Genomic DNA, 22420 nt, shown 5'->3' on the forward strand with positions numbered 1-22420 from the left:
GCTAGCAGGGCTTCCAGCTCTTGCCGCCCGGTGCATAGCAGCGCGGTCCGTTGTATCCGGGGTAGGGATTCTGCTGGGCAGGTGCCGGCGCCGGCGCGACATTATGTTGTTTCGGCGCTTCGTAAGCCGGTGCTGGTGGCGCAGGGGGTGCGGCGCGCCGGGCAGCTTCCGCTTCGGCTGCCGCTCGAGCAGCAGCTTCTGCCTCCGCGGCCGCGCGTGCGGCGGCTTCCTCGGCTGCCTGTGCGGCAGCTTTTTCCGCCCGTTCTTCCGCGCGGCGCTTCTCCTCTGCCAGGCGTTTCTTCTCGTCCGCTTTGGCTTTGGCGGCAGCAGCCTTCCGCTTCTCGTCCGCCTTGACGTCGGCGGCGCGCTCCTCGAGTGCCTTGTGCTGCGTCCCGGCGGTAGCGAGGGAGCGTCCCAGCTTCTTCTCGGAGTCCGCGGCAGCCGTTGCGCCGAGAGCTGCGAGCACTACCGCGCCCTTCGCATCGTTGAAGAGGCCCTTTACTGCTGAAGCGGCAGTAATGGTCGTTCCCAGTGCCGCTGCCGCCGCGGCAATCTCGGCCGACGTCGCCGCGGCCCCCGGCTCCACTGGTGCGGCAAGTGCAGCGATCTGCGCTTCCGCGAGGACAGCGGGGCTGCAGGCGAGCCCGTCCTGGAACAGCCCGGCCTTGTTCTGCGCTGCCTCGTCCTGGGCAGCCTTAACGTCGTCGTAGTACTTGTCGTTAGCGCCGAACGTTACGGCTGTGCCAAGGCCGACGCGGGCGATCGAGGCGTTCACCAGTTCGTCGCCGAGAAATGCTGCTGCCAGGACACGGTCGAATTTGTCCGTCTTCTCCTCATCGAAGCGCAAGGTGACGGTCGATCCCGGCGGCAGCTTGTTCTGCAGGAACTCCGTGGCTTCCGGACCCTGGCACTCCACAATCTTGTTCGGGTGCTTCGTTTCCGGAGTGTCGATATTCAGCAGGCGGACCATTTTCGTGGCCCCGCCGTACTGCGCTTCGAACGTGTCGCCGTCGACCACGCGGACCACTTCCGCCTCCACTGAATCATCCGGCGAACAGGCCGAAAGGCCCATGACGGCCAAGGCTGCGACGACGGCGAAAGCCGGAAACGAGCGAAGGCGCGCGGATAGAAGGCGCCCTGATAGACGTGCCATTGTTATTTCCCCCAACAAGACTTACTGGCGGCGCGAGCGGCCGGGCCAGAACTTGATTGTACCTTTAAGCTTTCACGTCACCAAGAGTTGGGAGTGTTCTGTTCCGTGCACGGATCGCTACCGCAGCGGCGGCAGCGAACGCTCCAGCAGGCCGGTCAGTTCGCGCACGCCTTCGGGCTGGCCCAGCCGTTCGGTGTCCAGGATCAGCGAGCGGGAGAAGTGCGGGCACATGTCCAGACCGAGTCCGACGCCGAAGACTCACCAAACTCATTAGTCTCACCAACACTCACTGGAGGGTGTTTTGCGAAATCTGTTCCGTCCTGCGGCGGGCGCCACGGTCCCGGCTATCATCGGACGTACCGGTTTCTTGGACGAATTCTCCTATGTTTCCTGGCCGGCTACCGCAGGGGGCGGCAGCGAACGCTCCAGCAGGCCGGTCAGTTCGCGCACGCCTTCGGGCTGGCCGAGCCGCTCGGTGTCGAGGATTAGCGAGCGGGAGAAATACGGGCTCATGTCCAGGCCGAGCCCGACGCCGAAGACGTTGACCGCGCCGGAGTCCTCCAGCTCGCGGACCACGGTGGCGAGGTGCTGCTGCAGGTAATGCTCGTCGTTGGCCAGCGCGGTGGCGCCGTCGGCCGGGCTGCCGTCGGAGAGGACAATCAGGATACGTCGCTCTTCGGTCCGGTCGGCCAGCCGGCGCGCGGCCCACTGGACCGCCTCGCCGTCGATCCCTTCGCGGTAGAGCGTGGTCTTCAGCAGCGCAGCGATACCGGGCCGGGCCTTGCGCCAGTTGGTGTCCGCGTCCTTGAAGATGAGGTGGTTGACCTCGTTGAGCCGGCCCGGGCGGCGCGGGGAGCGTGCGCGTTTCCAGTCGCGCGCGGCCTTCCCGCCGTTCCACGCGCCGGTGGTGAAGCCCAGGACCTCGGTGGCCACCCCGATCCGCTCCAGCGCGCGCAGGAACACGTCAACGTAGGCCGCGATGCCCTCGCCGTGCTGCTTCATGGAGCCGGAGCAGTCGATGAGGAAGCTGACCACGGTGGCAGGCCTGGCCTCGTGCCGTTCAGTCTGGAAGAGGCGGCGTTCGGCGGGGGAGCAGACCAGCTGGCTGAGCCGGGCGCCGTCGATCATTCCTTCTTCCTGCCCGCTGTTCCAGCCCGAGGTCACCGGCACGCACAGCAGCGGCTCGAGCCGCCGCGCCAGCAGGGCCACGTTCACGCCGCTGTCCGCAATCCGCTTGTCCAGCCGGCGCCGGTAATCGTGCAGCAGCTCGGGCCGCACCAGCGAGGCGGCGCGCTGGACCCGGTCATAGGCGGTGGTGAAGGCGCGGTAGGCTCCGCCGTTGTCCGCCAGCGTGGGGCTGGCGCCCGAGGCCGCGGTCTCCGGGAGCCACGCGTCCTCTTCCGCGTCCACAAGCAGGCTGAACTGCTCGCGGGTCTTGCGGGCGGAACGTTCGGTGCCGCCGTCGTTGTCCGCCTGGACGGAATCGGCGAGGGATTCAATAACGACGGCGATTGCCAGCGCCGGCTTGGCGTAGTCCTGTTGGCGGGTGCGCGTCCGCCGCAGCAGGGCGAGGTCCCCACCGAGCAGGGCCGAGAGCCTGCCGCGGGTCTGCTCGATCAGGTCCTCGGTCTCGGTGACCACCGGCTCGCCGGTCACGCGGGAGCGGCAGACCTGCGCGACGGTGTAGAGCAGCAGGCCCAAGGACGTCTCGGTCAGGCCGGAGCGGTGGAACTGCGTGGACCAGGCCTCGTGGCGCAGGCGCAGGTTGCGCACCACGCCGGGCTGGCCGGCGAGGGACTCCGCACGGAACTGCTCCAGCAGCTCGAACACCAGCCGCGCGGTCTGGCCGGCAGGGCGGAGCTGGGCGTGGAGCGAAGCGTCCGAGTGCAGCAGCCGCAGCGCCATCCCGTCCGCCGCGCCGCGGAAGGAACCGAAGCCGTCGGCCGCCTGGCCCGGGTAGAGGTGCGGTACGTTCAGCGGGAGCACGCTGCGGCCGCGGTAGAGGTGGTCGCCGCGGAAATCCAGACCGGGGTCTGCGGCCAGCGCGCGGATGCTCGCTGCGCAGAGCTGCCGGATCTGCTGCTGCCGGCGCCGGGCAGCGGTATCCGTCGTCACCGTGGAATCCGCCGGCATCGTGCGACCTGCCGTCACCGTGGCATCCGTCGTCACCATGCGCTCAGGCGTACGCGGGGGCGAGCTCGAAGGATTCCTCGAGTTCGGCGTCGAAGCAACGCTGGAAGTATTCGGCCACTACGGTCCGCTCGGATTCGTCGCACTTGTTGACGAAGGAGAGCCGGAAGGCCAGCGCCGGGTCGCGGAAGACCGCCACGTTCTCGGCCCAGCTGATCACGGTCCGCGGCGACATCAGCGTGGACACGTCGCCGGCCAGGAAGCCCTGCCGGGTCAGGTTGGCCACTTCCACCATCGACGCTACCAGCGCCGTGCCCGGTCCGTCCGCCAGGGAAGGAACGCGGGACTGGACGATGGCGATCTCCTCCGCCGCGGGGAGGTAGTTGAGCGAGGCCACAATGTTCCAGCGGTCCATCTGCGCGTGGTTGAGCCGCTGCACCCCGTGGTACATCCCGTTCAGGTTGCCCAGCCCCACCGTGTTGGAGGTGGCGAAGAGCCGGAAGCCGGGGTGCGGGCGCAGCACGCGGTTCTGGTCCGTCAGCGTGAAGGAGCCGTCCCGCTCGAGCAATCGCTGGATGACGAACATGACGTCCGGCCGTCCGGCGTCGTACTCATCGAAGATCAGCGCCATGGGCTGTTGCAATGCCCACGGCACTACGCCCTCCTGGAAGCGGGTGACCTGCCGGCCGTCCTCGATCACCACGGTGTCCTTGCCCACCAGGTCCAGCCGGCTGATGTGCCCGTCCAGGTTCACCCGGATGCACGGCCAGTTCAGCCGCGCGGCCACCTGTTCGATGTGCGTGGACTTGCCGGTGCCGTGCAGCCCCTGGAGCAGCACCCGCCGGTTGTGCGCGAAGCCGGCCAGCAGAGCCAGCGTCACGTCGTGGTTGAAGCGGTAGGCCGGATCGATCTCCGGCACGTGCTCGTTCGGCTCGGGGAACATCGGCACTATCAGGCCGCTGTCGATGCCGAAGGCGTCGCGGGCCGAGACCGTCAGGCCGGGGCGGAACTCCATGCTCATCCTCCTGCCAGTGAGAGGGCGAGGGAGGGCCCATCGGACATCTGCTGCTCTTCGATCCGGCCCAGGGTTTCCGCCGCGGCGCGCAGCGAGGGCAGCAGGGCGACCAGGTCCTCCGAGGACATCCGGACAATGGGCGCCTGGACCGCCACGCACATGTTGGAACGCGTGGTGGCGTTGGGCACGAGGACGGCGATGCAGACCAGCCCGTCGAGGAATTCCTCGCGGTCCAGCGCGTAGCCATCCAGCCGGATCTGCCGCAGCTCTTCCTCCAGCAGCGCCGGATTGGTCTGCGTATGCCGGGTGAACACCTTCAGCGGCTGCATGGCGATCACGCGCTCGCGCTGGGCGGGGCCGAACTGGGACAGGATCATCTTGCCGCTGGCCGAGCAGTGCACCGGCACGCGGGAGCCCGGGCCCAGATGGATGCGCAGCGGCTCGGTGGTTTCCACCCGGTCCAGGTAGATCACCTCGTTGCCGGAGAGCGCGGTGATATTGCAGCTTTCGCCGATCTCGTCCACCAGGCTCTTCAGCACCGCGTGCCGGGAGCCGTGCCGGGTGTCGTTGAGCAGCACGTCCTCGGCCATCCGCCGCATCCGGGCGCCCGTGCCGTAGTGCTTGCCGTCGCTCTGGCGCATCAGCAGGTCTGCGCTCTCCAGCTGCTGGAGCATCCGGTGCAGGGTGGGCTTCGGGATCCCGGTCTGGTCCACCAGGGACTGCAGGGTGAAGAGCTGGTCGCGCGTGGTGATGAACTCCAGCAGGGCGAACAGCCGCAATGCCGGCGTCTCGCCCTGGACGCTGCCTACCGGACCGAGGTCCGGCTCCGTCAAGCCTTCCATGATGCCTCCTTGCCGAGAAAATCTTCCGCTGTTTCAAAAAATAGTATCACCGGGAAGAAAAAACGGAATATGTGTTGACCAATGTGATCTGCACCGCATATGTTGTTTCCAGTCCCGTTTTCGGGAGCAATCCGAACCATTTTTTGGAACTTCTTATCGCCCAGTGCGGCGGCACGATTCAAAGGAGAGTTGTTATGAGCGAGCAGAACACGGGCCGGGAGGTCGTCCAGGGCGTCCAGAAGATGACCCCGTCGGAGGCCTTCGTCGAGACCATGGTCGCCAACGATGTCACGGACATTTTCGGCATCATGGGCTCGGCCTTCATGGACGCCATGGACATCTTCGCCCCCGCCGGCATCCGGCTGGTCCCCGTGGTCCACGAACAGGGCGCCGCCCACATGGCAGACGGCTACGCCCGGGCCAGCGGCCGCCACGGCGTCGTCATCGGCCAGAACGGCCCCGGCATCAGCAACTGCGTGACCGGCATCGCCGCCGCCTACTGGGCCCACAGCCCGGTGGTCATCGTGACCCCGGAAGCCGGCACCAACGGCATCGGCCTGGGCGGCTTCCAGGAGGCCAACCAGCTGCCCATGTTCCAGGAGTTCACCAAGTACCAGGGCCACGTGGTCAACCCCGCCCGCATGGCCGAGTTCACCGCCCGCTGCTTCGACCGCGCCATGAGCGAGAACGGCCCCACCCAGCTGAACATCCCGCGCGACTACTTCTACGGCGAGATCACCACCGAAATCCCCAAGCCCCGCCGGGTGGACCGCGGCGCCGGCGGCAAGGAGAGCCTGGAGGCGGCGGCCGAGCTGATCGCCACGGCCAAGGCCCCGGTCATCGTCTCCGGCGGCGGCGTGGTCATGGCCGACGGCGTGGAGGAGTGCAAGGCGCTCGCCGAACGCCTCGGCGCCCCGGTGGTCAACAGCTACCAGCACAACGATTCCTTCCCCGCCAGCCACCCGCTCTGGTGCGGTCCGCTGGGCTACCAGGGATCAAAGGCGGGCATGAAACTCATCTCGGAGGCCGACGTCGTTATTGCCCTCGGCACCCGGCTGGGCCCGTTCGGCACGCTGCCGCAGTACGGGCAGGCCTACTGGCCCGAGAACGCCAAGATCATCCAGGTGGACGCGGACCACACCATGCTCGGCCTGGTCAAGAAGATCGACGTCGGCATCTGCGGCGATGCGAAGGCCGTCGCCACCGAACTGACCCAGCTCCTCGCCGACCGCACGCTGACCAGTGACGCCACCAAGGCGGAGCGCGCCGCGCGGATCAAGGCGGAGAAGGACGCCTGGGAGCAGGAGCTCAGCGCCTGGACCCACGAGCAGGACGAGTACAGCCTGGACGTCATCGAGGAGGCCAAGCACGAGGAGGGCAACTGGCTGCACCCGCGCCAGGTCCTGCGCGAGCTGGAGCTGGCCATGCCCCAGGACGTCATGATCTCCACCGACATCGGCAACATCAACTCGGTGGCGCACAGCTACCTGCGCTTCGAGAAGCCGCGCAGCTTCTTCGCCCCGATGAGCTTCGGCAACTGTGGCTACGCCCTGCCCACCATCATCGGTGCCAAGGCCGCCGCCCCCGAGCGTCCCGCCGTGGCCTACGCCGGCGACGGTGCCTGGGCCATGAGCATGGGAGAGGTCCTCACCGCCGTCCGGCACAACATCCCGGTCACCGCCATCGTCTTCCGCAACCGCCAGTGGGGCGCGGAGAAGAAGAACCAGGTGGAGTTCTACAACCGCCGCTTCGTTGCCGGCGAGCTCGATAACGACGGCGAAAGCTTCGCCGAGATGGCCCGCTCCATGGGCGCCGAGGGCATCGTGGTGGACCAACTGGAGAACGTCGGCGCCGCGCTGAAGGACGCCCTGAACGCCCAGATGAACGACGGCGTCACCACGGTCATCGAGGTCATGTGCACCCGCGAACTCGGCGACCCGTTCCGCCGCGACGCCCTGAAGAAGCCGGTCCGGATGCTCGAGAAGTACAAGGACTACGTCTAAACCAGGCACCGGTCCGAAGCAGCCGGGCCGAATCAGCTCCACCTAGCAGGACAGGCAGGCCGGTGCCCCATGGGGGTGGCACCGGCCTGCCGCACACACAACACAGGATTGGCACCAACTGAAGCACTGATCGGAGAACACAATGGGCAACTCGAAGGCGCCTGAGCAAGTAGTGGTGGTAGGCGCAGGCATGGTGGGACTCTCCACCGCCTGGTACCTGCAGGAACGCGGCGTGCAGGTCACCGTGGTCGACAAGGAAGGCGTCGCCGCCGGTTCCTCCTGGGGCAACGCCGGCTGGCTGACCCCCGCGCTGACCCTGCCGCTGAGCGAACCGGCGGTGCTGAGCTACGGACTCAAGGCGATGCTCGATCCGTCCTCCCCGCTCTACATCCCGCTCTCCGCCAACCCGCAGCTGCTGCGCTTCCTGATCGGCTTCGCCCGCCACTGCACCCCCGGCAAATGGCGCGAGGCGATGGAAGTCTTCACCGAGGTCAACCGCATCGGCATGGACGCCTACGACGAACTCGCCGAAGGCGGCAACCTCCTCAACACTTCACATCAAATAACGACGACGGCGTCCGGCACCGCCGGTGGCAGCACAGCCTCCGGCACCACGACCACCGCCCGCGCCGGGACTACCACCATGACCGCCGCAGCCACTACCGACGGCGCGGTCCGCGAGCCCACCAAGGTCGCCGATCCCTTCCTCGCCGGTTTCGTCTCGGACAAGCACCGCGACGCCCTGGTCCACGAGTTCGACGCCGTCCGCCGCGCCGGCGGCACCGTGGACTACAACCTGGTGGACGGCGACGAGCTCCGCGCCCTCGAGCCGACGCTGGGTTCCGGCGTCCGGGCCGGCGTGCAGATCCGTGACCAGCGCTTCATTAACCCGCCCAAGTTCATGGAGTCCCTCGCCGAGTCCGTCAAGGCCCGCGGCGGCGAGATCGTCAGCGGTTTCGACGTGGTGGACATTAGGGACGACGGAACCGGTGTCCGCGTGATCGCCGCGGACAGCCGCCTGCTCCAGGCCGACAACGTGGTCATCGCCAGCGGCGCCTGGATGGGCAAGCTCGCCCGCCGCTTCGGGGTCAAGCGCGTGGTCCAGGCCGGCCGCGGCTACAGCTTCACCGTGGTCCCCGAGGTCATGCCCACGCACCCCATCTACTTCCCGGCGCAGCGCGTGGCCTGCACCCCGCTGGGGGACCGCTTCCGCGTGGCCGGCATGATGGAATTCCGCGACGCCGACGCACCCCTGGACCCCCGCCGGATCAAGGCCATCATAGACGCAGCCACCCCCATGTTCGAGGGCATCGACTGGCAGGACCGCAAGGAGGAATGGGTCGGCTCCCGCCCCTGCACCACCGACGGCCTGCCCCTCATCGGCACCACCAAATCCTCCCGCGTCCACGTGGCCGGCGGCCACGGCATGTGGGGCGTCGCCCTCGGCCCGCTCACCGGCAAAATGCTCGCCGCCTCCATCACCGGCGACAGCACCCCCACCGTCATGCGCCGCTTCGACCCGCTGCGCTGACCAATCCTGTATCGCCCATGACGCTGGCGACTGGGCTCCCATTCCAAGGGCCCAGTCGCCAGCGTCGCCCTACGACAATTTCCAGGAGGCAAGAGAATGAACGTCCAAGATACCGATCTCGTCCACGTTCCGCCGGCGGACCCCGCTGCTACAGGCGCCCTCGCCTCGCGTGCCGTGGTTGCCAGTGGCCTCGTGTACGCCACCGTCATTCCCCGCCGCGAGGACGGCAGCATCGAGACCGGCAACGTCCATGACCAGACGGAGCAGATCTTCGCCAATCTGGACGCCGTCCTAAGCCAAGCCGGATCCTCGATGGATCGGCTCGTGCATCTGACCATCTATCTGACTGATATTGCGGACCGCGAGGCCTTCAATCAAGTCTATGAACGCACTGTTCCGCGGCCCTTTCCCTCGCGATGTGCCGTCGAGGTGTCCGCCCTAGCGGTTGAAGGAATGAAAGTGGAAGTGACAGCCGTCGCCGCGGTATGAGTCTTCACGCGCCGACGTTCCTTGGAACGGGAGCCCGGACTGACCAATCGATCAACTGAATGCGCAGCCGGCAGCCGGGCGATGGTCTGATCAGGACCGGCCGCACGCGACGCTAAACGATCGCCGGCTTTTCCCGGGCTCCGGCATAGACGTCTCGATCGATCTCGTCACTCGCGTTGGCCACCAACATCGCGACGAAGGTGTCGCCGTTGACGTTGAGGAACGTGCGGAAGATGCCAGCGAACCAGTCGACGGCAATGAGGAGACCCACTGCCTCGATGGGGAGATTGAGCGCCGATGCGAGGAATAGCGCGACCACGGGGAAGCCGCCGGGGACCGTGATGGTTCCCATGTTGAGAAGAATCGCAAGCCCCATTCCCATAATGATCTGGCCGATGGAAAGATCAACGTTTCCTGCCTGCGCGAGAAACATGATGGCGATCGTGTAGTTGAGCACGGCTCCGTACGATCCCATGGTCAAACCAATCGAAAGGGTGAAGTCGGCGCAGCGTTGGCTCACACCGATCTTCTCTACCGTGTTCTTCAGCACCGTCGGGTAGGTGACGGCCGAACTGGTCGTCGTAATGGCCACCATGGTCTGTTCGGCTAGTTTTGCAGGCAGTTTCCACGGGTTGAGGCCGGTTCGCACCGACACCACTATCACAAACAGCACCGTGAGGATGAGGACGCCGATCAAGGTAGCACCGAGGTACTTCAGTGCGCTGGTGACGACCGCGAACCCCACGTCGCCTGCCAGCGCGGCCAGGAGAGCAAAGACCCCGATTGGCGCGATGTACATCACGAGGCGGATGGTGATCAGCACCACTTGTTGGGCTTGGCCGAAGAAGTCGAGGAGCAGCCGGTTCTCCGTCTTCTCCACGAACAAGTTCAGCGCCATCCCAAGGAGCAACGAAAAGACGATGATGGGGACCATCGAGCTCGAGGACATCGACTCGAAGATGTTGGTGGAAACGAACCCGAGGATCGTCTCCTGCCACCCAGCCGATTCCGTCGCGCTCTCCTGCAGTGAACTGTCGATCTCACCCCTAAAGACCTGGCCGCCCCCGGGGTTGATGAGGAGGCTCAGCCCTACAGCCAGTACAGCGGCGATGATGGCGAAGCCGAACATCCATTTGAAGGTGCGAAAGGCCATCTTGCCTACCCCTGTGCCGGTCATCGAACCGGTGGCGAAAATGACCGATGCCATCACGAGTGGGACGATCGACATCTGGATGAGTCGGATGAACAAGTCTCCGATGAACTTCAGGTTGCTCGCCCATTCACCCACGATGAGGCCGAACACGGTTCCTGCGATCGCGGCGACGGCGATTTGGGCCGCCATGTTCCTAAAGGCCTTCTTAAGGGTCTTCATCGTCCCTCCAAGCTCCAAGCACGCAGCATTGTCATCGGTCTTTCCCACTCTGATTCGTGTGTGGATTTTGCTGCAATACTGTCGCGTCTGACCGGAAAACGGAAGCCTAATCTACCCGGATGGATACACTACGTGCCTGCTCCATCTCGGAACGTTCTTCGATTTCTTCTCCGTCCTCTTCGTCTTCCTGAGCTTCACCGTGATGGTCGCCGGCGCCGGCGCTGTTTTCGAAGAGCACTACGGCATGTCGAAGTACATCGGCGGCGTCGGGCTGGCCGTGGCGGTCGGCATCAGCGTGTGGTTCGGTCTGAAAAGCCTGGTTGACGTCATCGGTAAGATCGGCCCCCTGATCGTCGTGATAGCTGTCGCACTCGGCATCGTCGGGATTGTCCAAAACCCGGCCGGCATCGCCGAGGGCAACACACTGCTGCCCGAGTTGGAGCTGACCCAGGCGTCCACGAACTGGTTCATGTCCGGGCTGTCCTATGTGGGCTTCTGCATGCTGTGGCTGGCAGCCTTCCTCATCGCGCTGGGCAAAACGGCGCGCAGCCGCAAGGAAGCGGCCTCCGGCGGTCTGGTCGGGGCGGTCGCCTTCTCGGTTGCCTGCATCATCGTCGGCCTGGGCCTGCTCGCAAACATCACCCGGGTCGGCGGCACCGAAATTCCGATGCTCGTCCTGGCGTCCGACGTTAGCCCGCTGCTCGCCTCCGGGATCTCGGTCGTGATCCTTGCCGGCATCTACACGACGGCGGTACCGTTGCTGTGGACCGTCTCGTCACGCTTTTCCGCCGACAAGACGCCCCGCTTCAAGTACCTGACCATCGCCCTCGCCACAGCGGGCACCGTGATCGGCCTGATCCTGCCGTTCTCCCAAATGGTCAATCTCGTGTATGTGATCAACGGCTACGTCGGCATCCTGCTGCTGGTCCTGATGCTGGCAAAGACCGGTACGCGGCTGGCCCGGCGCCAGGCCCTCTGACTGGCCCAGTCCGCGGCACGCCCTCCGGTCAACGACGGCGCGTGCGGCGGACTGCGCGCGTATGCGCTTTATCGGCGTGAAGTGGTCGGAGTTTCTCAGCAGAATGAAGCGCTGAAGCCGCTGCTCGATCTGAGACGGTCCGCAGCGAAGGTTAAGCGCTGACGTGACGGGTGTCACGAGAAGGTGGCCGTGGTGTTGCGGGGCCGGCGCTCAACCTGGCTGCTGTTAAGTTGGAGGGATGCCCGCAGAACCAGTTGATGTCCGTCCGCGTCCGTTCACCGCCGTCTGCCGGAAAATTGGATACAGCCTTCACGGCGCGCTCATCGGGTTGGTCGAACTGGTGCCCGGCGTCTCCGGTGGTACCGTGGCGCTGGTCCTTGGCCTCTACGAGCGCCTTATCTCTTCGGCCAACAGTCTCGTCCACGCCCTTATACTCGGTGCGCGCAAGGGAACCAAGGACCAGGCCCGCGCCCGATTCCGGCTCGTTGAGTGGTCGCTGGTCGTGCCTCTGGCGGTGGGGATGTTCCTTGCATTGTTCGCCTTGTCCGGTCCGCTCCGCCATCTCCTCGAGGCCCAGCCGATCCTGACGAATTCGCTTTTCTTGGGCATGGTTTCCGCCAGCCTGCTCGTGCCAGTCTCGATGGTCCGAGACACTGCGCCCGTGCGCGGAATGCGTTTGGCTCTCGAGGCCGCAATGGTGCTGGGTGTTGCCTGCACGGTGTTTCTGCTGCTCGGGATGCCAACGCCGGCGCGGGAGGACCCGGGGTGGTGGGTCGTTGCACTCAGCGGAGCCGTGGCCGTGTGTGCTTTGGTCCTGCCGGGGTTGTCCGGTTCGTTTATCTTGCTCACTGTGGGCATGTACGAGCCGACTCTAGGGGCCGTGAGCGACAGGGACTTCGCATACATTGGTGCCTTCCTCCTTGGGGCGGTCGCAGGTCTAGGGTCTTTTGTCCGGCTCCTCGCCTATCTTTTAAAGGCGCACCGCAGGATCACGCTATTGGTCAGTATCGGACTGATCCTCGGATCGCTTCGCGCTTTGTGGCCTTGGCAGGTGGACGGCGGGCTCCTTCCTCCCGAATCCCATGCTTGGGGATGGCCGCTGCTGATTTGGGCTGTCGGCGCCGTATTGGTGTTCGTCCTCTGGCTAAGGGAACGACAGGCCCGGCAGGTCGCCGCGAGGGGCTGACACCGCGATATAGACCTGACAGATTAGTCAATGTTGGTCCTTAGGCTCACACGGAACGTCAGCGGGCCCAACCACTTTCCGCTCGGTTGACGGATGCGCCGTAATCGGGGCTTTTCCTGGATGGGCTAGCGGGGCGCTCCGGACGCCGCGGCTGCTCTGGGGCCGGCCGCATCTGCAGCCGGCCGGACGCCTCAGTTACCCAGGTCGAAGCGGGTCGAGCTCCAGCACCTTCACCCAAGGCGCGACGAAGTCGTTGACGAACTTCTCCCTGGCGTCGTCGCTGGGGCAGACCGTCAGGGCCGAGCGTTCCCACTCTTTTTCCGGTGCAGTTTGGCCTGCTCCACGAGTTCGGTCATCCAAGGTCGGTGCCCGGGGTGGAGGACCATGCCCTCGGGAAGCCCTTGGACGGTTGCGGTGGAACCGGAAATTTCGATGGTGATCCGCCCGGCAGCCATCGGAGCATTGGTGATGTGCAGGTCTCCGTAGGACTCCGGGAGGACCGGATCCAGCCACAGGCCGCCGAGGGACACGTGCGCGTCGTACCGCATCAGGCTCGTTACCAGCAGAATCGGGGTGGTCGCCGCCCAGGCCTGCGGCGAGCACGCCGTCGGGTAGGGCACAGGCTCGGAGAACTGCTCCCTGCCGAAGCCGCAGAACAGCTCTGGCAGCCTCCCCTCTGAATATTCAGCCGCCTCCAGCAGGGCCGTGGCGATCCGCTGCGCCTCCTCGACGAAGCCGTAGCGCAGCAGACCGGCCGCTATGATCGCGTTGTCGTGGGGCCAGACCGAGCCATTGTGGTAGCTGACCGGGTTGTAGGCGAGCATGTCAGAGGCTAGCGTGCGGATGCCCCAGCCGGTGAACATCTCCGGTGACATGAGTCGTTCGACCACTTGGGGCGCCTTGTCCTCGTCCACAAGACCGAACCAGAGGCAGTGGCCCATATTGGACGTGCACGCGTCCACCGGCCGCTTGTCCTTGTCCAGTGCAATGGCATAGTAGCCCTTGTCCGGTAGCCAGAACTGCTCGTTGAACTGCTTTTTCAGGCGTGCGGCGCGGTCCCGCAGCTCGGCTGCCAAAGCCAGGTCGCCGGCGTCGTATGCCATCCACGCGCGCGCCGTGTAGGCGCTGTGGACGTAGGCCTGCACCTCGCACAGGGCGATCGGCGGCTCGGCCAGGGTGCCGTCGGCGAAGTTGATACCGTCCCAGGAGTCCTTCCAGCCCTGGTTGAGCAGCCCATGCTCGTTGAGGCGCTCGTACTCGACGAATCCGTCGCCGTCTTTGTCGCCGTAGTTGTAAATCCAGTCCAGGGCCCGGTCAGCGTGCGGCAGCAGCGCGGCGATGGTCTCCTTGGCGAAACCCCAGCGGCTAACCTCTCCGAGCAGCATCACGAACAGCGGGGTGGCGTCAATGCTGCCGTAGTAGGCGGACTTGCCGCCCAGCGCCTGCCCGGTGCCGACCCCGAGCCTGACTTCGTGCAGGATCTTGCCCGGTTCCTCCTCGCTCATCGGGTCCACGTGCGTGCCCTGGCGGTCGGCCAGGGTCTGGAGTGTGCCCAGGGCCAGGGATGGGTCTACCGGCAGCGCCATGTGTGAGGCCCACAATGAGTCACGGCCGAACAGGGTCATGAACCAAGGCGCGCCGGCGGCCACTACGATCCGGTCCGGATGGTCCGGGTCCTCGATGCGCAGGGCGCCCAGGTCGTCGTAGCTGCGCTGCAGGGTCCGTTGAATGGCGCGGTTGCTCATGTGTAGCACTGGGATCCTGGCCACCCACTCCTGCCGGCGCTTATCGCGCGGGGACATCTCGCCCGAGATCGGGTGCTCGAACGGCCCGGCGGGACCGGTTGCGTCCCCGGTGGGCACCACGCTCACTCGGGTGTGCCAGTACCCATGCGACGGGATGACCACCCGGTACATCAGACCCTCCGGCGCCACGTCGGCGCCGCCAGCCTTGACGACGATGCCTTTGATAACGTCCTGCCAGCTGGCGCGAATGACCAAGGAAGCGTCCCCGGGCTCGCGGGTCTCGTCCCAGCGCCGCTGGATTCGCGCCTCCTTCACTTCGAACAGGTCCGCGAAATCCGATTCAACGGCCAGGGCGATCATGCACTCGGCGGGGTCCGCCGAATAGTTCCGGACGGTGATCTCCTCCAGGATTCCAGCCCCGACTTCGCGCAGCCGCTCCACGATGAGCGGGGTATCCGCATAGCCGTCCGAGCGGGGAACGCGGCCCGCGAACAGCGCCCGATAGGGCTCCTTCATCGTCGCCGCAAGGGGCTCCAGCGGCTGGCCGTTGACTGTCATGCTCCAGCGGGAGAGGATACGCGTGTCCTGGAAGAAAACCCCGTGCGGGTATTCCGGATACATGTCCCCGTTCGCCGAGGATATGCAGAAGGACGCGCCCTCCACCAAGGTGACAGTACCGGACCCGAGTGGCCCGGCGGCCGTGTCGGCATTCCAGCCAGCCATTTCCCGCTCCTTCTCAAGGATGCGCGTCTGCAAGCCACGGCAGGATCCGTCCTGTCTAACCGCCCGCCGCGCTTTCGTGCATTTACCGACGCTACGCCGGTCTGTTCCCTGAAGCCAGTGCCCGCGTCGACTCAGGGTTTGCGGATCAGCTTTCGCAGTCCCGGCAGTACTTCATGCCATCCTTCTCCCTGGCGACCTGGGAGCGGTGGCGAATCAGGAAGCAGGACATGCAGGTGAACTCGTCCTGGCGCGGCGGAATGATGGTGACGACCAGCTCCTCGGCGGAGAGGTCGGCGCCGGGTAGGTCGATGCCTTCGGCGGTGTCGGCTTCGTCGAGGTCGAGGACAGCGGTTTGGGCGCCTGCCCGGCTTGCCCGCAAGGCCTCCAGCGACTGGGCGGTCTGGTCGTCGTCTTTTGTCCGCGGAGCGTCGTAGTCGGTTGCCATGGCTGCTGTTTCCTGTCTGCTGTAATGGCGTGTCGGTGCTTTCAGAAGCGAACAACATATCGCGCCGCCGACCTTGTTCCTGGCCGCGACACACCGTGCTTGGTGACACGCCGGTTGGTTTCTGTGGACCGGTTATCCACCTCTCCCGGCCAAGGTGCCGGGGGATCGGTGCAGGGCTTGTGGATCGAGTGTGGGCAGCCGGCGGACAGCTGGGAGGAGCCGTTCCGGAGGCAGGCCGGGAGGCCTACGATGTTTCTCCGCCATTAGGGAGGAAAGCTAACGATGCCGCGGCTTGATCAGGACCAGGAAAAGAAGTCATACCGGCTGCAGCTGGCCGGCGTGTGGATCGGCGCGGCGGGCCTGCTGGTCGCACTGGTCCGGGCGGTCCTTGACCTGTGGGGCATCGCTGCCCGATAAGCGCTGCCCGGGGCGGACGCTGCACAAACGCAAAGTTCCGCTGCCCACAACCGGGGACAATCCTCCTGGGTTATCCACCGCTACGGCTGCCGGGGGGAGCTACCCCAAGGGCTCCCAAATCTTCAGCCGTGGATAACCCGGATTGACCCCAATCATGGACATCCCAGGGCCACCTCCGGATCGGGCATAACAACCAGCAACCAACGATTATCCTTGACAAGCCCATAGAGGCTGAGGCTCCCGGGAATAAGAACCGCCGCAACCATGTTCGTTTCCGCTGTGAAGAACATCGGATTTCTGTCCTTCGGCCATTGGACCGACCACCCGGAGTCCGGCACGCGCACCGCGTCGGACGCGCTGTTGCAGGCGATCGACCTCGCGGTCGCGGCCGAGGAGCTGGGGGCGGACGGCGCCTACTTCCGCGTCCACCACTTCGCGCAGCAATACGCCTCCCCGTTCCCGCTGCTCGCTGCCATCGGGGCGCGGACAAACCGCATTGAGATCGGTACCGGCGTGATCGACATGCGCTACGAGAACCCTCTCCACATGGCCGAGGACGCGGGCGCGGCCGATCTGATCTCGGGGGGCCGACTGCAGCTGGGCATTAGCAGGGGCTCCCCCGAGCAGGTCATTGATGGGTGGCGTCACTTCGGCTTCGTTCCCGCCGAGGGCGAGTCGGACGCGGACATGGGCCGCAGGCACGCCGAGCGGCTGCTCGAGGTGCTGACCGGCGGGGGCTTCGCGGCGCCGAATCCCCGCCCGATGTTCCCGAACCCTCCGGGCCTGCTGCGCGTTGAGCCGTACTCGGAGGGCTTGCGCGATCGCATCTGGTGGGGTTCCGGCTCGAACGCCACGGCCATCTGGGCCGCGAAGCTCGGCATGAACCTGCAGAGCTCCACGCTCAAGGATGACGAGAGCGGTAAGCCGTTCCACGTCCAGCAGGCGGAGCAGATCGGGCTGTACCGGCAGGCCTGGAAGGAGGCCGGGCAGGAGCGGGAGCCGCGCGTCTCGGTCAGCCGCAGCATCTTCGCGCTGACGGACGAGCGAGACTGGCAATACTTCGCCCGCGACCGCCACAGCTCCGACCAGGTAGGCAATATTGACGAGAAAACGCGGGCGGTCTTTGGCCGCTCCTACGCGGGTGCCCCGGACGAGCTGGCCGCGAAGCTGGCCGAGGATGAGGCGATCGCCGCGGCGGACACACTGCTGCTCACGGTCCCGAACCAGCTCGGCGTTGACTACAACGCCCACGTCATCGAGTCGATCCTGAAGTATGTGGCGCCGCAGCTGGGCTGGCGCTGACCCCTCGTACTGCGTTCGCGGTTAGTTGTGGTTGTGTCGACGCTCTGACCAGACTTCCAACCAGGCCGATATCTGCACTGAATCGAATACTGCCGAATCGGCCGATCGGCAGGGCGAGGCATGCGTCTTGAGACAAATTTGAGCTAACCCTGCGGAATCCTTGAGCTTTCTCGCGCACTCTTAGACCAGCAGATGGCGGGAGTTGAAGCCGGAGTCCGGCTACTGGGGAGTGCACGGACTGTCAGCGGCCGGCTCGTCTCGGCTTATAGGGCGCGGGGCACGGACAGGACTTTGGGGAGACCTGTCCGCCCCGACACCCGTCCCTCGCAGCTATTAGCCCCGGAAATCCGCCAAACTTTGCGGTTTGACGGCGAACCTTCGCTACTTTCGATTCGTCACCGAAGAGATTGCTTGTGCCCGTCCAACCACCAGGATGCATGTGTCGTTATCGGTGTTCAAGATGCAGGGTGACATTCTGTGTCCCGAGAAGCTTGCACCTGCGCATGTCCTCTAGCCAGGGAGCTGTTCAGACCTCAGTGTGGTCCGCTATAGCTTCTTCTGTGATGCCGTACGGCACGTTTTCGCTCAGCTCGACGGAGAATTGACCCGGGCCGGTCTTGGTGACCAGAATGCCGTGGGTTCCCTCTTTTACGGCAAGGCGCCGTAGTTCATCCACCACGATGTCGAGTAACCGCTGTGCTTCCTCGGCCGTGGTGGCCGTGATCTTCTTCTGCGCCGTCGTCGTGGTCATGGAATCTATTTTCCCCTCTTTATGGCTAGGCATTCTATGCCGGGTGCACCTTCGGACCGTGCTCCTGCACGCGCCCACCGAAAGGCTCATGATGTGTGATCAGGGTGAGTAGCGGCGGAAGCCGGCCGCTTGAGGCAGCTACCTCCATGGTCGCTGCTGCTCCCGCTCAAACCCAATTGAGAGAGACTCCGTAGCTAGAACTCGTCATATACGCCGTTATCGGCCTTGCGGATTCTTCAAGTTCTGGTTGCGGGGCTTTGCGTCTTAACTGCGGATGACGCGGATGTTGTAGTCGATGGTGTCGATCATGCTTCGGTTGCCGAGGGGGTCGTCCTTGATCCAGACGACGCCTATTTCCGGGGCGGTCTCTTCCACCCGTTCGCGGTAGCGGACATTGTCGGGGCCGGTGGCTTCGATCTGGTCGCCGCGACGAAGATCGAGGCCATCAAGGCGGGCAGGAGCGGGAATAGGGTCGACGGGTTCGGTTTCGGATGTCGTGGAAGTTGGAACAGTCACGGGTATTCCTGCTTTCGTAAGGTGGGCAGCGGTGAGCCGGGTAACTCTCTCCCGCCCGCCGTCCGGCTGGCCGCTGCATCCGGGGAGGCATCGGTGCCTGACGTGTTGACGTGTGCAGCGCTTCGGAATACTCCCTTACGTATTTTCACTCTAACCGCGGTGTTTGGTCGGAGACGAATCAGTAGGTTCCGCGCGGTGCAGCGTCCTTCTTTTCCTTGATGCCAGGGGAGCGGGGCGGAACTTCCCTGCGTCGGGGCCAGTTGTAGAGATAGGCTGCGGTGATTCCGCCGGCCAGCCCGAGTAGCAAGGAGCGCGACGTGGGAATGTTCGACAAGCTGGTCCAAAAGGGCAAGAAAATGGCCGTTGACTACGCCAAGGAACAACTGTCCGGGCGTGTCGGTAAGCAGCGCAGCGACGACGGCTACCGTGGCGATGCCGGGTACCGGCAGGACAATCGGTACGCCCAGCCGTATCCTGCCGCCGGCCGCCCACACAACAACCAGCATCAAGGCGCGGACAGGCCGATGCAGGGCACCGGTCAGGGCACGAACGCGGACCAAGAGGCGATCGCCAAGTACAAGTACATGCTGCGCACGGCACCGCCGGAAGACATGGAAAGGGCACATGCCGAGGCTTTCGGCCGGCTGAGCCCGCAGCAGCGCAGGATGCTGCAAGACGAGTTGAACACCCGGCTGCCCTCATCCGAGCGTCCCCGTTCCGACGCTCCCAACGACCTGGCCAGATCAGCGACACGGGCTGAAATGTCCAGGCCCGGATTCATGGAGAAAATCCTTGGGGCCGGCACCAAGGGCGGCCCCGGACGCGGCGCAGGCGCAGGACTGGCCGCGGGCGCGGCAGGTGGCCTGGGGCTCGGGCTGCTGGCAGGAGTCGCCGGCGGTTTCGCCGCCTCCGCCATCGCCGGTCCCTTGCTGGATGGTTTCTCCGGACTCGAAGAGGGGATCGCCGGCGCAACTGAAGGATTCGGCGACGGGATCACCGGCGCCACCGAAGGACTAAGCGACGGTGTTACAGCCGCCGGAGAAGGCCTCACCGATCAGGCCGGCGGGCATTTCGACGGTCTGCTCGGCGGCGGTGAAGGCCCGACCGACTGGGAACTCTGAAACCCCTGCCAAGCTGAAGAACCGGTATCCCGCGGTCGCCGTGCAGGCCGTGAAGCCTGGCCTGTTGCGATGGCAGCCGTAAGCGGTCCGAACGGTCATGCCTGGGCTGGAGCCCGCGAGGATCTCCGGGATACCGCATTTAGAAGAACTCTTGGGGAGGTTGCCTAAATGTTCGCGGGGCGTCTCAAAAGAGTGTGCTCCCTCGATGATGTTGGGGATCCGAGGGAGCCGCACCTTTGTCAGGAATGCGGTTTCCTACGCGTCATATGCGCCGTTATCGGCGGTTGAACGGCTTCTTGGAATCAGCATGGCTGAAGTATCTGCGATCGGTTTTCGGGGCCAGGTTGTTGAGGTTGGTGCCGCGGGGGTAGTGACCGCGTGCAATCCCAACAAGGATTTGTCGGAGAGAAGGAACCATGTCTGAGGAGCCGGAAGGCTAGAAGAGGGTGTCCAAGATTCCTGATTCCTGCGTCTTGCGCTGCTGTGCCGCTTTCGCACTGAGCGGTATCACGCGTTCGGACTCGGGCAGGTTTTCGCATATTTCGTTGGCTCGCTCTGTCGCCCAGGCTTCAACTGAGTTGAGGTAGGCACGCGTCGTCGCCCCAGACACCCAGCCCAGATCGGTGAGGTGCTGCAGGAGGGCGTTCGCGACGGTTTTCACGTCCAGGGTTCGGGTCTGCGTGACGACGCTGATGTCGTGTTGAGGATCGAGCAGTGTCAGGGGTTCTTCCCGGATACGCACGACCCGGAATCCTGCGTCCCGGAGCCGCTGTGATTTCCGGCGGTCTCGCTCCTCAATGCCTTTGTGGAAGTAGGAGCCGTCGTACTCGACTGCAATCCTGAGGGATTTCATGAGGATGTCGACGGTGTGGGGGCGGTTGTGGCCCAGATCCAGGCGCTCCTGCTTCACCGGGTCCACCTCCTGCGGAAAGACGGCCGCGAGTTCGCAGGCCAAGGCGATGTCCATTCGTGAGCGCTTCGACGGAGCGCACTGTTTACAGCCATCGCCGTCGAGGGCACGGGCACGCACCTGCGTGAGCCAAACATGCTCTGGGTCCACAGGACATGTCCACCAGACGGGCTTGTTGCTTCCGATAGTGACGTGTTGCGGAGTCAGCTTTCCGTTTCTGGCCGGGTGCCACTGCCTTGCCAAGGCGGGCCGGTGCAGGTCGAGCCGGTTCCGATCCGAGGGGCGCTTGCCATCGCAGAAGGGACACCCCGCTCCGTCCGCCGGACGGGAGCTAACCGGGGCAACCCATCGGTGCGTGGGGTTCGCCCGGCAAATCCAGGCTGCCGCGTAGGTGCTGCCGGCGGCGACGTCCTCGGGCTTCCGGTCATTGTCGGGGTCCCATTCCGAGGCCAGTATCGGCCGTAGTCCGGCGACGCTGTTGGAAGCATTGACTTTCTTTCCCGCACAGTACGGGCAGGCTCTGCCACGGAAGCGGTAGGCAGGGGAGGCCTGGTAATCGTGCGTGGAGTCGCTGGGGCAGATCCACCACACCTTGTTGTTGGCTTGGGGAAGAATCTTTGCTGGGATCAAGCCGAGTTCGCTGAGATTACGTTCATGGTGCCAAGTGGACAGCAGGTCCGGTCGGGCTAAGGCCAGGTTGTTCTCGGGCGTGGCCCTCATGCCTTTGCACGCTGCGCAGCCATGGCCCCGCGTGCGGGTGTATGGTGCGGCTTCCCAAGAATGGCCGTTCTCGCACAGCCACCAGATCTTCCGATTGCTTCCGGGCGTGACCTGTGCAGGAGTCAGATCGTTTCTCGCCCAATCCCACTCGGAAGCAATATCAGGATGTAAGTACTGCAGCGACCGATGGCCCTCGTCGCGGACGGGCTGTTGTCTTCTGTCGGTGCGGCGCTGGGCATCGGAATCGCTGGAAATCATGGTGCAAGAATCTCTGGGATGAGGGTGGCTGCGGCCGGGATAAGAACGGCAAGCAAGGCGCCCATGACGGCCAGTGCTCCGAACGCCCAGGCCCTGCGGCGGCTCTGGGCTGAGTTCACTCGTTTCTGCAGTTCCAGGAAGTTGCGGCTCAGTGCGGCGGTGTTTCCGCGGTCGGGCGGATTCCGATGCCAGGTTCCCGGTCGGCTGGCCACTGCAACGACCTCCGCCACCTGTTCGTGGGTCAGGACGGGTTTGCAGCGGGTGAGCCAGCGCAATAGCTGCCGGTCCGTCACTACTCTTACATCTGCGGGTTTCCGCCGGATTGTCAGATCCTTGGCCCCGACAATGACCACGACCCCGGTGACCGGAACCGTTTTAGTCATAACGGCGGCGAGAAGCTTTGCAGCTCTGGCCGCCTCATGGGCGGCGTTAGTCATGTGACGCTGTTTACGGCCGGCCACCATCAGCGTGCTGCCCGCTACCCATACACTCTGGTTAGCGTGGTTCTTGGTATTGAGCGTGAAGACTCCGGCGGGGCCGATCACCACATGATCAATGTCCGAAGTGCCGGTGCCGACCGGAACGGCATGCAGTACCGTCCATTCGGAACCGAGCGATGCCAGGATATGACCGACCCGGATTTCCCCTAAAGCACCTTGGTACCAGGACAGGCTATCCGCGCTGAGCGGATTGGCGCCGAACCCTCGCCCCAACCGCGAGCGAGGCTGCGCCCTGCTTTGTACGGTTAGTAGCTCGCTGATGACGGCCTGACCCGGTATCCGTTCTTTCAAAGGATTGCTTTGCCCTTCAGC

At 64.9% G+C, this 22420-nt stretch carries 20 protein-coding genes and 1 pseudogene; 8 read left to right on the forward strand and 13 right to left on the reverse strand.

Features of this window, described 5'->3' with window-relative positions:
- Window position 1: 1 nt before the first annotated feature.
- From AC3A4M_RS08155 to AC3A4M_RS08175, 5 genes are all read right to left on the reverse strand, one after another.
- Window positions 2-1153 carry a thermonuclease family protein gene (locus AC3A4M_RS08155; protein WP_498735124.1) on the reverse strand — a complete coding sequence of 384 codons (1152 nt, stop codon included), beginning with the start codon at window positions 1151-1153 and terminating at the stop codon, window positions 2-4.
- Window positions 1154-1534: 381 nt separating this feature from the next.
- A complete protein-coding gene (locus AC3A4M_RS08160; RefSeq protein ID WP_498735125.1) occupies window positions 1535-3325 on the reverse strand; it encodes a cobaltochelatase CobT-related protein in 1791 nt (596 codons plus the stop codon).
- A 4-nt stretch (window positions 3326-3329) separates the two neighbouring features.
- Window positions 3330-4298, reverse strand: a complete 969-nt coding sequence (locus tag AC3A4M_RS08165) for an AAA family ATPase (RefSeq protein WP_498735126.1) — start codon at window positions 4296-4298, stop codon at window positions 3330-3332.
- A gap of 2 nt (window positions 4299-4300) precedes the next feature.
- Window positions 4301-5140 carry an IclR family transcriptional regulator gene (locus tag AC3A4M_RS08170; RefSeq protein WP_498735127.1) on the reverse strand — a complete coding sequence of 280 codons (840 nt, stop codon included), beginning with the start codon at window positions 5138-5140 and terminating at the stop codon, window positions 4301-4303.
- Window positions 5128-5322, reverse strand: a complete 195-nt coding sequence (locus AC3A4M_RS08175) for a hypothetical protein (RefSeq protein WP_498735129.1) — start codon at window positions 5320-5322, stop codon at window positions 5128-5130. Before AC3A4M_RS08175 ends, AC3A4M_RS08170 begins: the two co-directional genes overlap by 13 nt.
- Before the next feature lie 12 nt (window positions 5323-5334).
- Here AC3A4M_RS08175 and xsc point away from each other — a divergent pair, with 12 nt between their 5' ends.
- The 3 genes from xsc (at window position 5335) to AC3A4M_RS08190 (ending at window position 9163) form a co-directional block, all read left to right on the forward strand.
- A complete protein-coding gene (xsc, locus tag AC3A4M_RS08180; protein WP_498735131.1) occupies window positions 5335-7143 on the forward strand; it encodes a sulfoacetaldehyde acetyltransferase in 1809 nt (602 codons plus the stop codon).
- A gap of 142 nt (window positions 7144-7285) precedes the next feature.
- Window positions 7286-8674 (forward strand): NAD(P)/FAD-dependent oxidoreductase, encoded by a 1389-nt coding sequence (locus tag AC3A4M_RS08185; RefSeq protein ID WP_498735132.1) that lies wholly within the window; start codon window positions 7286-7288, stop codon window positions 8672-8674.
- 96 nt (window positions 8675-8770) lie between these two features.
- The gene (locus AC3A4M_RS08190; RefSeq protein WP_498735134.1) at window positions 8771-9163 is read left to right on the forward strand and encodes a RidA family protein; all 393 of its coding nucleotides are present in this window, start codon (window positions 8771-8773) and stop codon (window positions 9161-9163) included.
- A gap of 112 nt (window positions 9164-9275) precedes the next feature.
- On the opposite strand, the gene AC3A4M_RS08195 is transcribed toward AC3A4M_RS08190, so the two are convergent.
- The gene (locus AC3A4M_RS08195; protein ID WP_498735135.1) at window positions 9276-10505 is read right to left on the reverse strand and encodes a dicarboxylate/amino acid:cation symporter; all 1230 of its coding nucleotides are present in this window, start codon (window positions 10503-10505) and stop codon (window positions 9276-9278) included.
- 232 nt (window positions 10506-10737) lie between these two features.
- Here AC3A4M_RS08195 and AC3A4M_RS08200 point away from each other — a divergent pair, with 232 nt between their 5' ends.
- Together AC3A4M_RS08200 and AC3A4M_RS08205 are read left to right on the forward strand one after the other, a co-directional pair.
- On the forward strand, window positions 10738-11514 hold the full coding sequence (locus AC3A4M_RS08200) for a YkvI family membrane protein (protein WP_498735137.1): 777 nt from the start codon (window positions 10738-10740) through the stop codon (window positions 11512-11514).
- A 238-nt stretch (window positions 11515-11752) separates the two neighbouring features.
- Entirely contained in the window at window positions 11753-12700 is a 948-nt protein-coding gene (locus tag AC3A4M_RS08205; RefSeq protein WP_498735139.1) for a DUF368 domain-containing protein, read from the forward strand.
- Window positions 12701-12993: 293 nt separating this feature from the next.
- Here AC3A4M_RS08205 and AC3A4M_RS08210 read toward each other — a convergent pair whose 3' ends face one another.
- Window positions 12994-15168, reverse strand: coding sequence for an amylo-alpha-1,6-glucosidase (locus AC3A4M_RS08210; RefSeq protein WP_498735141.1), 2175 nt, complete (start codon window positions 15166-15168; stop codon window positions 12994-12996).
- Between the two features lie 145 nt (window positions 15169-15313).
- Window positions 15314-15613, reverse strand: coding sequence for a DUF4193 domain-containing protein (locus AC3A4M_RS08215; RefSeq protein WP_498735142.1), 300 nt, complete (start codon window positions 15611-15613; stop codon window positions 15314-15316).
- Between the two features lie 282 nt (window positions 15614-15895).
- Between AC3A4M_RS08215 and AC3A4M_RS08220 the strand changes: the two genes are divergently transcribed.
- Together AC3A4M_RS08220 and AC3A4M_RS08225 are read left to right on the forward strand one after the other, a co-directional pair.
- Window positions 15896-16030, forward strand: a complete 135-nt coding sequence (locus tag AC3A4M_RS08220) for a hypothetical protein (RefSeq protein ID WP_498735144.1) — start codon at window positions 15896-15898, stop codon at window positions 16028-16030.
- A 264-nt stretch (window positions 16031-16294) separates the two neighbouring features.
- Window positions 16295-17332 (forward strand): LLM class flavin-dependent oxidoreductase, encoded by a 1038-nt coding sequence (locus tag AC3A4M_RS08225; RefSeq protein ID WP_498735145.1) that lies wholly within the window; start codon window positions 16295-16297, stop codon window positions 17330-17332.
- A gap of 526 nt (window positions 17333-17858) precedes the next feature.
- Here AC3A4M_RS08225 and AC3A4M_RS08230 read toward each other — a convergent pair.
- Complete coding sequence (locus AC3A4M_RS08230) at window positions 17859-18083, reverse strand: hypothetical protein (RefSeq protein ID WP_498735147.1); 225 nt, start codon at window positions 18081-18083, stop codon at window positions 17859-17861.
- A 264-nt stretch (window positions 18084-18347) separates the two neighbouring features.
- Window positions 18348-18599 carry a hypothetical protein gene (locus AC3A4M_RS08235; RefSeq protein ID WP_498735149.1) on the reverse strand — a complete coding sequence of 84 codons (252 nt, stop codon included), beginning with the start codon at window positions 18597-18599 and terminating at the stop codon, window positions 18348-18350.
- A gap of 323 nt (window positions 18600-18922) precedes the next feature.
- On the opposite strand from AC3A4M_RS08235, the gene AC3A4M_RS08240 reads away from it, so the two are divergent.
- Window positions 18923-19720 (forward strand): hypothetical protein, encoded by a 798-nt coding sequence (locus AC3A4M_RS08240; RefSeq protein ID WP_498735572.1) that lies wholly within the window; start codon window positions 18923-18925, stop codon window positions 19718-19720.
- A 436-nt stretch (window positions 19721-20156) separates the two neighbouring features.
- Here AC3A4M_RS08240 and AC3A4M_RS08245 read toward each other — a convergent pair whose 3' ends face one another.
- The 3 genes and pseudogenes from AC3A4M_RS08245 to AC3A4M_RS08255 all read right to left on the reverse strand — a co-directional run bounded on the left by AC3A4M_RS08245 (window position 20157) and on the right by AC3A4M_RS08255 (window position 22399).
- On the reverse strand, window positions 20157-21350 hold the full coding sequence (locus AC3A4M_RS08245) for a zinc-ribbon domain-containing protein (protein WP_498735573.1): 1194 nt from the start codon (window positions 21348-21350) through the stop codon (window positions 20157-20159).
- Between the two features lie 12 nt (window positions 21351-21362).
- Window positions 21363-21608: pseudogene (locus tag AC3A4M_RS08250) on the reverse strand (zinc-ribbon domain-containing protein); the annotation flags it as partial.
- Window positions 21605-22399, reverse strand: a complete 795-nt coding sequence (locus tag AC3A4M_RS08255; protein ID WP_498735151.1) for a nuclease-related domain-containing protein — start codon at window positions 22397-22399, stop codon at window positions 21605-21607. The pseudogene AC3A4M_RS08250 and the gene AC3A4M_RS08255, both read right to left, overlap by 4 nt.
- Window positions 22400-22420 lie beyond the last annotated feature (21 nt).

This window comes from Arthrobacter sp. Soil_C_60 (genome assembly GCF_057656375.1).

What these genes read in the sequence shown, in the direction of transcription:
- AC3A4M_RS08155 (WP_498735124.1), bottom strand. Translation starts at nt 1,153, where the DNA reads ATGGCACGTCTATCAGGGCGCCTTCTATCCGCGCGCCTTCGCTCGTTT.
- AC3A4M_RS08160 (WP_498735125.1), bottom strand. Translation starts at nt 3,325, where the DNA reads ATGGTGACGACGGATGCCACGGTGACGGCAGGTCGCACGATGCCGGCG.
- AC3A4M_RS08165 (WP_498735126.1), bottom strand. Translation starts at nt 4,298, where the DNA reads ATGGAGTTCCGCCCCGGCCTGACGGTCTCGGCCCGCGACGCCTTCGGC.
- AC3A4M_RS08170 (WP_498735127.1), bottom strand. Translation starts at nt 5,140, where the DNA reads ATGGAAGGCTTGACGGAGCCGGACCTCGGTCCGGTAGGCAGCGTCCAG.
- xsc (WP_498735131.1), top strand. Translation starts at nt 5,335, where the DNA reads ATGAGCGAGCAGAACACGGGCCGGGAGGTCGTCCAGGGCGTCCAGAAG.
- AC3A4M_RS08185 (WP_498735132.1), top strand. Translation starts at nt 7,286, where the DNA reads ATGGGCAACTCGAAGGCGCCTGAGCAAGTAGTGGTGGTAGGCGCAGGC.
- AC3A4M_RS08190 (WP_498735134.1), top strand. Translation starts at nt 8,771, where the DNA reads ATGAACGTCCAAGATACCGATCTCGTCCACGTTCCGCCGGCGGACCCC.
- AC3A4M_RS08195 (WP_498735135.1), bottom strand. Translation starts at nt 10,505, where the DNA reads ATGGCGGCCCAAATCGCCGTCGCCGCGATCGCAGGAACCGTGTTCGGC.
- AC3A4M_RS08200 (WP_498735137.1), top strand. Translation starts at nt 10,738, where the DNA reads ATGGTCGCCGGCGCCGGCGCTGTTTTCGAAGAGCACTACGGCATGTCG.
- AC3A4M_RS08205 (WP_498735139.1), top strand. Translation starts at nt 11,753, where the DNA reads ATGCCCGCAGAACCAGTTGATGTCCGTCCGCGTCCGTTCACCGCCGTC.
- AC3A4M_RS08210 (WP_498735141.1), bottom strand. Translation starts at nt 15,168, where the DNA reads ATGGCTGGCTGGAATGCCGACACGGCCGCCGGGCCACTCGGGTCCGGT.
- AC3A4M_RS08215 (WP_498735142.1), bottom strand. Translation starts at nt 15,613, where the DNA reads ATGGCAACCGACTACGACGCTCCGCGGACAAAAGACGACGACCAGACC.
- AC3A4M_RS08220 (WP_498735144.1), top strand. Translation starts at nt 15,896, where the DNA reads ATGCCGCGGCTTGATCAGGACCAGGAAAAGAAGTCATACCGGCTGCAG.
- AC3A4M_RS08225 (WP_498735145.1), top strand. Translation starts at nt 16,295, where the DNA reads ATGTTCGTTTCCGCTGTGAAGAACATCGGATTTCTGTCCTTCGGCCAT.
- AC3A4M_RS08230 (WP_498735147.1), bottom strand. Translation starts at nt 18,083, where the DNA reads ATGACCACGACGACGGCGCAGAAGAAGATCACGGCCACCACGGCCGAG.
- AC3A4M_RS08240 (WP_498735572.1), top strand. Translation starts at nt 18,923, where the DNA reads ATGTTCGACAAGCTGGTCCAAAAGGGCAAGAAAATGGCCGTTGACTAC.
- AC3A4M_RS08245 (WP_498735573.1), bottom strand. Translation starts at nt 21,350, where the DNA reads ATGAGGGCCACGCCCGAGAACAACCTGGCCTTAGCCCGACCGGACCTG.